This window comes from Rickettsia sp. (assembly GCF_965035265.1).
Map to the genome: position 1 here is coordinate 1 of NZ_CBCDJS010000055.1, position 8,697 is coordinate 8,697.

Sequence of the window (8,697 nt, forward strand, 5' to 3'; positions counted from 1 at the left end):
AAAAGCGAGATAAATCGAGCTTTTAATTTTAAAAACTTATTGTGTATAACCTTTAAATTACTGGATTCCCGCTTTCGCGGGAATGACATAAACGAGCTATGCAACAACGCCTACGGCCGCTCGCAATGACGACTCGGGTATCCATGCAACGACGTCGGTCAAGCCACGGGGTGACACTAGTGGTTTTTCATAATCTCAAGATAGTCTATCTTACCGTTTGCAAGCAGAGGTATTTCTGAATCGGTAATAATTACTTTCGGTAAATGTAGTAAAGAAATTTGAGCTTTAGATACGACATCTGCAAAGTTTTCTCTATTTACACCGGAGCCGGTAGTAAATAAAATAATCTTTTCCCCGTGTGTTTTGTCGGGGACAGAAATAGCGGCATGCAGAGAGTCAGGATCAATTTCACTTGCAAGCTCTTCAATTTTTGTAAGAGGTATCATTTCCCCTGCTATTTTAGCAAAGCGTTTCAAACGTCCTAATATTGTTATATATCCTTCAGAATCGATTTTGACTATATCGCCGGTGTCATACCATTCTTTATAAGTATGGTGGCCTTCTAAGTCCAAGTAACCAAGCATGATATTAGGGCCTTTAATGAATAAACGGCCTCCTTCATTTATTCCTTCTACTTTCTCAAGTTTATAATCAATTTTTGGTAATAATCTTCCGACTGTGCCTGCTTTATTATGCATAGGGGTATTGCAAGCTATAATAGGTGCGGCTTCTGTAATCCCATATCCTTCAAAAATACGTATGCCGTATTTATTAAGCCAAAATTGTCTTGTAGATTCTTTTAATTTTTCGCTGCCGGCAAATATATAGCGTAATGAGTAAAAATCATATGGGTGAGCGTAATTAGCATAACCGTTTAAAAAAGTATCGGTAGAAATTAATATAGTTGCTCCGACATCATATATAACTTCAGGAATACTGCGATAATTTAGCGGAGAGGGGTATAGGAACAGCTTAATACCGTTTAAAGTTGTAATAATTGCACCTCCAAGACCGAAACAATGAAATAAAGGTAAGGAGTTAAATACTATATCTTCAGGGCTAAAAGGTACTTTAGCAGTTATTTGATATCTATTAGTTTGTAAATTTCTGTGAGATAGTAATACGGCTTTAGGTTCACCTTCAGTACCTGAAGTAAAAATTATTACGGCCGGTTTTTCGTCATCACGATTACGACAAAAATAATTGTAATAAGTTTGGGAAAAATAACTTCCTATTTTTGCTTTTAGTTTTAAAGCTGTACTAATCTGATTGTTAAAATCTTCTAAATATATTATTTTAATACCGAAATCTAATAAGTTAGTTATTAATTCATGTAAATTTGCTTTCTCGATAAATTGTTTTGAAGTGTAAATTACTTTAATTTGTGCAAGTTTACAGCAGTTAATAATAGTACCTATGCCGCTACTCCAATTAATTATAGCAGGAACATAACCGATAGATTGCATAGCATAAAAAGCAATTAACGTATTCGTGGTATTAGGTAACATTAAGCCTAAATTTCTGCCAAAGATGTTGTTCGTTTTGATTAAATCACCGAGGATAAAAGATTTTAATATTAAATCTCGATAAGTAACGGCATTATTTTCAAAATCATCAACTATTTTTTTCTTAAACCCGTGAATTTTAGCAGCTTCTATAAGAGATGAGAATAAAGTATTTTTATAGTCCGAACTCTCAAACATCATCTCAGCCATTATATCATAAAGAGTTCTGGCTATATAACTGCGTCGCTCTTGATTACTTGCGGCATCCATATTAGCAAATTTTACCGGCGGTAAAATGGTTATAGTAATTTTAGGAAATATTTTTCTTTTTAATATGTTTTTTAATTTTGATAAATGAGTAAATTGAGTTCCATCTATTCTAACCGGTAAAACGGTAGCACCGGCTTTATCGGCAATCATTCCCGGACCTTCGTAAATTTTCATTAAAGAGCCGGTAACGCTTATTCTACCTTCAGGAAAGATAGCTACTTTCTGGTCCTTTTGTACTTCTTTTACTAAAGTCTTTATTGCCATTGGATTACTTGGATCAACCGGCAAAGTTTTTGCCATACGTAAAAACGGCTTAATCCACCATATTTTTTGTATATCGGGACTAATTGCAAAAGTCATTTCTTCCTTTAGGTAAGTAGCGATTAGGGGAGGGTCAAGATATGAAATATGATTAGCAACAACAACTACTTTTTTACCGGCTTTTTGAAAATTTTCAAGTCCTTTAACTTCAACCTTATACATAAGATCAAAACAGATTTGGAATATTCTCCGCAATAGTTTAAACGGAATAATTTTAACTTCAGGTATTAAGCGATAAATATATATAGTGACAACTATATTAGCTAGGCTAATAAATAATATAATCCAAGGTATAGTGAAATTTAGATAAAATAATAGAGATAGAATAATTGTTGATCCCACCATGAAAATGGAATTTATAAGATTGTTAACGGCAATAATTCGGCTACGATGAGCAGGGTTTGCGTAATGCTGTAATATTGCAAAGAGGGGAACGATATATAATCCACCTATTGCTGCTAAGAAAAATAAATCGATAACTATTCGCCAATTATGCCTTTTAGACAAAAATACCAAAATACTTTTTAGCTGAGTAGGTTCGTAGTTAACTGAACTAATTCTACTTGCAAAGAATAAATCAATACCGAAAATACTAATACCTAGTGCCGAAATAAATAGATATTTAACGGTAATTTCATCTTCAAATATTTTGCTACATAAAAACGACCCGACACCAACACCAAGGGAGAAAACCGCTAAAAATAAGTTAGCAACATTCTCATCGGCTTTAAAAGTTATCTTAGCAAGTAAAGGTATTTGTGAAATTATAGCAGCTCCGATAAACCAAAACCATGAAATACCAAGTATAGCTAAATATATCTGTTTTTTTGCTTTAGCATATTTAATCATATTTATGCTTTCATCTATAACATTAAAATTTATTTTAATATCACGATTTGCATTTTTAGATTTTGGTGTAAAAAGGCTTGTAATGAAGCCGAGAAAGGCGATGGTAATTAAGGAATAAATTATAAAATTATTGCTGATTGTATAATAGCTACCGATTATAGTACCGATAAAAATACTGATAAAAGTTCCGGCTTCAACAAAGCCGTTAGCTCCAAGTAGTTCATCTTTATTTAGATGATCGGGTAATACGCTATATTTGATCGGACCAAAAAAAGTGGAATGTATACCCATTAAGCAAATAGAACAAAACAGAATGAACAGATTATTATGATGAAATCCATAAACTGCAAAGGCAATTATACCGATTTCACAAATCTTGATAATTTTAATAAGATTTGCACGTTCGTATTTATCGGCAATTTGTCCTGCTATACTTGCGAATATTATAAAAGGTAATACAAAAGTAGCATTAGCAATTAAAACTAGTAGATTATTATATTTACTTAAAGAACCGGCAACACCATAAGTTATAAGGATTACTAGAGCATTTTTTAATATATTATCGTTAAGACAACCACCTAATTGTATTATAAAATTTGGTAAGAATCGTCTATCTTTGAAAAGATATAATTTGTTTGTGTCCATGATATAAAATATTTTAAATGTCAATTTTGTTGGATTCAAATCGTCATTGCGAGAAAAAATTGAAAATTTTGACGAAGCAATCTCAGGATGCTTGACAAGATTGCCACGTCGGGACTATGTCCCTACTCGCAATGACGGTTAAGGTATCTATGCAACAAAACCTAAACCATCCAAATATTAGCAATTTATATTAATATGTCAAATTGCTATGGATAAATACTTTTTAATGAGGATTATTTAAATCTTCATAATAATCACGCATTGCTTCTCTATTAGCAGGAATATCATTATTAGATTCCCCTGTGTCTTGTTTGGGAATAAAAAGAGAAAAAATTTTACTGATTTTAATTATTGCTTCATGTAAGCTCATATTTTATTCTCCTAAAGATTATTTATCTATTACAGTATCAATTTTTTCTTCATTAGTCTTTTTTGTCAAGTTCTTCCTTCTTTGTAAATTCTTTTTTAAAGCAGTTGATAAATTATCAAATTTAGCTGCCGGTTTGGCTTTTTTCGGTTTTTCTTTAGTATCTTCGGTAGATGACATAAATAATTATCTTTTCACATTAGCATTAATATATTATATTATGGGTATTTTGGAAAATAAAACTATAAATATCTATGAATCAAAGTAATATAATCTCTCCTGAGCTACTGGATGAAAGAAAAAATATTGCAAGGCAAGGGGGCGGTGAAGCTAGGATCAACGCACAACATCAAAAAGGTAAATTAACCGCACGAGAGCGGATAGAAGTATTATTAGATCCGAATAGCTTTACCGAAACAGGTATGTTTGTAGCACATAGATGCGATAATTTCGGGATGCAGGATAAAAAGTTTCTAGGTGACGGCGTTGTAACGGGACACGGTACGATAAACGGTAGGTTGGTATTTATTTATAGCCAAGATTTTACCGTACTCGGCGGCTCTCTCGGTGAATATCATGCTAAGAAAATCTGCGATATTATCGATCAAGCTATAGCAACCGGTGCTCCCGTAATCGGTATTAACGACTCAGGGGGAGCAAGAATTCAAGAAGGGGTTGACGCTCTTGCCGGATATGGTGAATTATTTCAGCGTAATGTTTTAGCTTCTGGTGTTATCCCGCAAATTACCTTAATTATGGGACCTTGTGCCGGTGGTGCGGTATATTCTCCTGCCTTAACCGATTTTATATTTATGGTTAAGAATAGTTCTTATATGTTTGTAACCGGTCCTGATGTAGTAAAAACTGTAACCGGTGAAGAAGTAAGCCAAGAAAAACTAGGCGGTGCTAGGATGCATACTACTAAAAGCGGTGTTGCCGATCTTGCATTCAACAATGATATAGAAGCATTGCTCGAAATTCGTAAGTTCTTTAATTTCTTGCCGTCATCCAATCGTAGTCCTCTTCCCGTTCGTTCGACTGTTGATCCTGCCGATAGAGTCGATATGTCTCTTAGTACGTTAATACCTAACACTCCTAATAAGCCTTATGATATGAAAGAGCTTGTTGAGCGTATAGTTGATGAGGGGGAATTTTTTGAATTACAACCTGATTTTGCTAAGAATATCATTATTGGCTTTGGTTATATGGAAGGCTATCCGGTAGGCTTTGTTGCTAATCAGCCTTTGTATTTAGCAGGATGTTTAGATATAAACGCCTCAAGAAAAGCAGCAAGATTTATTAGATTTTGTGATGCTTTTAATATTCCTATAGTAAGCCTTGTTGATGTACCTGGATTCTTGCCCGGTACATCTCAAGAGCATGACGGTATTATTAAGCACGGTGCTAAGCTGTTATACGCTTATGCGGAAGCTACGGTACCAAAAATTACAGTAATTACCCGTAAGGCTTATGGAGGTGCTTATATAGTTATGAATTCTAAGCATCTTAGAGGTGATATAAATTATGCTTGGTTTAATTCTGAAATCGCCGTTATGGGTGCAGAGGGAGCAGCCGAGATAATATTTAAGGAAGAATGTAAAGACCCTGAAGCTAAAAAACAAAAAATCGATGAATATAGAAAAGTAGTAACTTCGCCTTTTGTTGCGGCATCTAGGGGATATTTGGATGATATTATAAGACCGCAAAATACTAGATGGCGAATATGTAAAGCATTAAATTTCTTGCGTACTAAAAAAGTAGAATTACCTTGGAAGAAGCATGATAATTTGCCGCTTTAGCTGTCATCCCGTGGCTTGACCACGGGATCTCAGAATACAGTCTGTGACACAAGACCCCGTGGTCAAGCCACGGGGTGACATTAGGATACAAAAAACTATGACTAAACCATTATTTGATAAAATTTTAATAGCTAATCGTAGCGAAATCGCCGTTAGGATAATACGTACCTTAAAAAATATGGGTATAAAGTCGGTTGCTGTGTACTCGGAAGCCGATACCAATTCAATGTATGTGCAGCATGCGGATGAAGCTTATTATATAGGTGATTCTCCTGCAACAGAAAGCTATTTATCTATTAAAAATATTATTTCGGCGATTCGCGAAAGTGGAGCAAGTGCAGTACATCCAGGATACGGTTTTTTATCGGAAAATCCGAATTTTGCCAATATTCTTAAAAGAGAAGGAGTAGTTTTAATAGGTCCTAGTGCTACAACCATTAAGAAAATGGGTGATAAAATCGAAGCAAAGAAAATTGCAATAGAGGCGGGCGTTAGTGCCGTTCCCGGTTATATGGGGACTATAAATGACATTAAACAAGCGATAGATATTGCCAAAGAAATAGGCTTTCCGGTAATAGTGAAAGCCGCCGCTGGTGGTGGCGGGCGTGGTATGAGAGTGGTGAATAATCCCGCTGAAATGGCAAATGCCTTTGAATCGGCAAAGCTTGAAGCAGGAAATAGTTTTAGTGATGATAGATTATTTATTGAGAAATTGATTCAGACACCCCGGCATATCGAAATTCAGCTGCTTGCCGATCAGTATGGTAATAGCGTATGTCTTGGAGAGCGTGAATGTTCTATACAACGTCATCATCAAAAGGTGATTGAAGAAGCACCTAGCTCCGTTATTACCGAAGATATAAGACAAGAAATGTACCGGCAGGTAATCTCTTTATCTCAAAAAGTTGGATATTATTCGGCAGGTACAGTTGAATTCATAGTAGACAATGATAAAAATTTCTATTTTTTAGAAATGAATACAAGACTGCAAGTTGAGCATCCTGTTACCGAATTAATTACCGGCATAGATATTGTTGAAGAGATGATAAAAATTGCTGCCGGTGAGAAATTATCATTTACCCAAGATGACGTAAAATTAAAAGGTTGGGCGTTTGAGTCACGAATTTGTGCTGAGAATCCAAGTCGGGGTTTCTTGCCATCTAGCGGTAGAATTACTGCTTATTCTGAACCTGCAAAGAGTCCTAATATCCGGATAGATACAGGTATCGGGCTTGGCGGTGAAGTAAGTATGTTTTATGATTCGATGATTGCAAAATTATGTACTTACGGTGAAACACGAGAAGAGGCAATCGAGGTCATGCGTTCTGCTTTAAGCTCGTATATCATTAACGGTATTTCTCATAATATCAGTTTCTTAGAAGCAGTAATGCTGCATCCTCGCTTTGTTAGCGGTAATATTTCTACTGCTTTTATCCAAGAAGAATATCCGGATGGTTTTTCAGGAGCAAGTCTAACTTCAGAAGTAACTACCGTATTTTTAGCAACAGCTATTTTTATTTATATATCGGAACAAAGACGGGCTTCTTTAATTTCTGGCAATATTAACAATCAGGCTAACAAAATAGGTACAAGGTGGGTGGTAACTATCGATGATAAACTATTCCCCGTCTTAATTACACCTGTTGAAAACGGCTATAATATACGTCACGAAAGCGACCGAATATATATTCGTAGTAACTGGAATTTAGGTAATGAACTTTTTACAGCTATAATTAATGGTAAAAAGACAAATGTGAAAATTGAGAATATCAGAACCGGTTATCTATTATCACATGCAGGTATTAGCGTAAAAGCATTTGTACGCTCTCCTCGCATATCCGAACTTGAAGCATTGATGGTCTCAAAAGTAGTGGTAGAAGAAAACCCCGAACTTGTAGCACCTCTAAGCGGTCAAATTGTTGCGATAAAGGTAAAAGAAGGACAGCAAGTAATAGCAGGACAAGAAATTATGGTTTTAACTGCTATGAAAATGGAAAATCTACTTCTTGCCGAAAGAGACGGAAAAATAGCCAAGATTTTTGTAAATGAAAAGGATAATGTCGTAAGAGGACAGATATTATTGGAGTTTGCTTGATATACTCTGATATCGCCATTGCGAGCGGGCATTGTTGCGTGGCTCTAAAAACGCACCGGGTGTCATTCCTGCGAAAGCGGGAATCCAGGGTAAAGCGAGATAAATCGAGCTTTTAAAAAATCTTAATTTCAAAGATTTTTTACTTTTCAAATTAAGCTTTAAAATGGCTTTAAAGTAATGGATTCCCGCTTTCGCGGGAATGACATAAGAGTCATGCAACAAAGTAATCTTATTGCAGAAATCACGTTAAACTAATCTTCAAACTCAGAATCAAATATTTTCATATCACCGCCTAAAGAAGTTTTTTCTTCATCAAGTCTCTCAAGAGAAAAAGTATTGAATATACCTGATTGAGAAGGGGTATGCTCTAATCTAGAACCTGTTTTAGTTTCAACCTTAAAATCAGAAACATAACTTTCGTCATCTACTACAATATTTGTATTTATTGGAGTTTTTCTCCCGCTAGAATAATCTTCTAATAGTGCGTTAATTTCTACAAAATTTTGTAAATCTTGTTTTAGTTGCTTTTTGAATTTAGAGAATTGTTGCTCTATTTGCGCCGGTGATAAATTCCTATATCCGTCATAATTTGATGAGATACTAGTTAGTGATATTTTATCTAATATTTTTTGAGTATTAGTATTGTTAGCTTTTTTACACAATGTAGAAATCTCAGTGATTTTAGTTAGTTGAGATGATATAGTAAATCATATAGTATTAGGTGCAGTAAAAAACTTTTTTAAAGTTTCGTACAAGTTTGCGAATTCAGTAATTTTATTCTTAATCCATCGTTTCATATTAGCCCAGAATTTTTCTATCGGATTTAAATCCGGTGAATATGGCGGT

At 34.8% G+C, this 8,697-nt stretch carries 7 protein-coding genes; 2 read left to right on the forward strand and 5 right to left on the reverse strand.

Annotation, left to right across the window (positions count from 1 at the left end; genetic code table 11):
• Positions 1-176: 176 nt before the first annotated feature.
• From AC1Z7D_RS04525 to AC1Z7D_RS04535, 3 genes are all read right to left on the reverse strand, one after another.
• Positions 177-3,590 (reverse strand): acyl-[ACP]--phospholipid O-acyltransferase, encoded by a 3,414-nt coding sequence (locus AC1Z7D_RS04525; protein ID WP_482602372.1) that lies wholly within the window; start codon positions 3,588-3,590, stop codon positions 177-179.
• Between the two features lie 223 nt (positions 3,591-3,813).
• A complete protein-coding gene (locus AC1Z7D_RS04530; protein ID WP_482602362.1) occupies positions 3,814-3,960 on the reverse strand; it encodes a hypothetical protein in 147 nt (48 codons plus the stop codon).
• Between the two features lie 18 nt (positions 3,961-3,978).
• The gene (locus AC1Z7D_RS04535) at positions 3,979-4,137 is read right to left on the reverse strand and encodes a hypothetical protein (protein WP_482602364.1); all 159 of its coding nucleotides are present in this window, start codon (positions 4,135-4,137) and stop codon (positions 3,979-3,981) included.
• 74 nt (positions 4,138-4,211) lie between these two features.
• On the opposite strand from AC1Z7D_RS04535, the gene AC1Z7D_RS04540 reads away from it, so the two are divergent.
• On the forward strand, positions 4,212-5,756 hold the full coding sequence (locus AC1Z7D_RS04540; protein WP_482602366.1) for an acyl-CoA carboxylase subunit beta: 1,545 nt from the start codon (positions 4,212-4,214) through the stop codon (positions 5,754-5,756).
• Positions 5,757-5,853: 97 nt separating this feature from the next.
• Positions 5,854-7,851, forward strand: coding sequence for an acetyl-CoA carboxylase biotin carboxylase subunit (locus AC1Z7D_RS04545; RefSeq protein WP_482602368.1), 1,998 nt, complete (start codon positions 5,854-5,856; stop codon positions 7,849-7,851).
• 251 nt (positions 7,852-8,102) lie between these two features.
• On the opposite strand, the gene AC1Z7D_RS04550 is transcribed toward AC1Z7D_RS04545, so the two are convergent.
• Together AC1Z7D_RS04550 and AC1Z7D_RS04555 are read right to left on the reverse strand one after the other, a co-directional pair.
• Positions 8,103-8,513, reverse strand: coding sequence for a hypothetical protein (locus AC1Z7D_RS04550; RefSeq protein ID WP_482602370.1), 411 nt, complete (start codon positions 8,511-8,513; stop codon positions 8,103-8,105).
• Between the two features lie 45 nt (positions 8,514-8,558).
• Positions 8,559-8,697, reverse strand: a 139-nt coding sequence (locus AC1Z7D_RS04555; RefSeq protein ID WP_482602140.1) for a transposase, incomplete at its 5' end; no start/stop codon positions are given.

Excerpts from the sequence above, each read along its gene's own strand:
- AC1Z7D_RS04525 (WP_482602372.1), bottom strand. The coding sequence starts at position 3,590 with ATGGACACAAACAAATTATATCTTTTCAAAGATAGACGATTCTTACCA.
- AC1Z7D_RS04535 (WP_482602364.1), bottom strand. The coding sequence starts at position 4,137 with ATGTCATCTACCGAAGATACTAAAGAAAAACCGAAAAAAGCCAAACCG.
- AC1Z7D_RS04540 (WP_482602366.1), top strand. The coding sequence starts at position 4,212 with ATGAATCAAAGTAATATAATCTCTCCTGAGCTACTGGATGAAAGAAAA.
- AC1Z7D_RS04530 (WP_482602362.1), bottom strand. The coding sequence starts at position 3,960 with ATGAGCTTACATGAAGCAATAATTAAAATCAGTAAAATTTTTTCTCTT.
- AC1Z7D_RS04545 (WP_482602368.1), top strand. The coding sequence starts at position 5,854 with ATGACTAAACCATTATTTGATAAAATTTTAATAGCTAATCGTAGCGAA.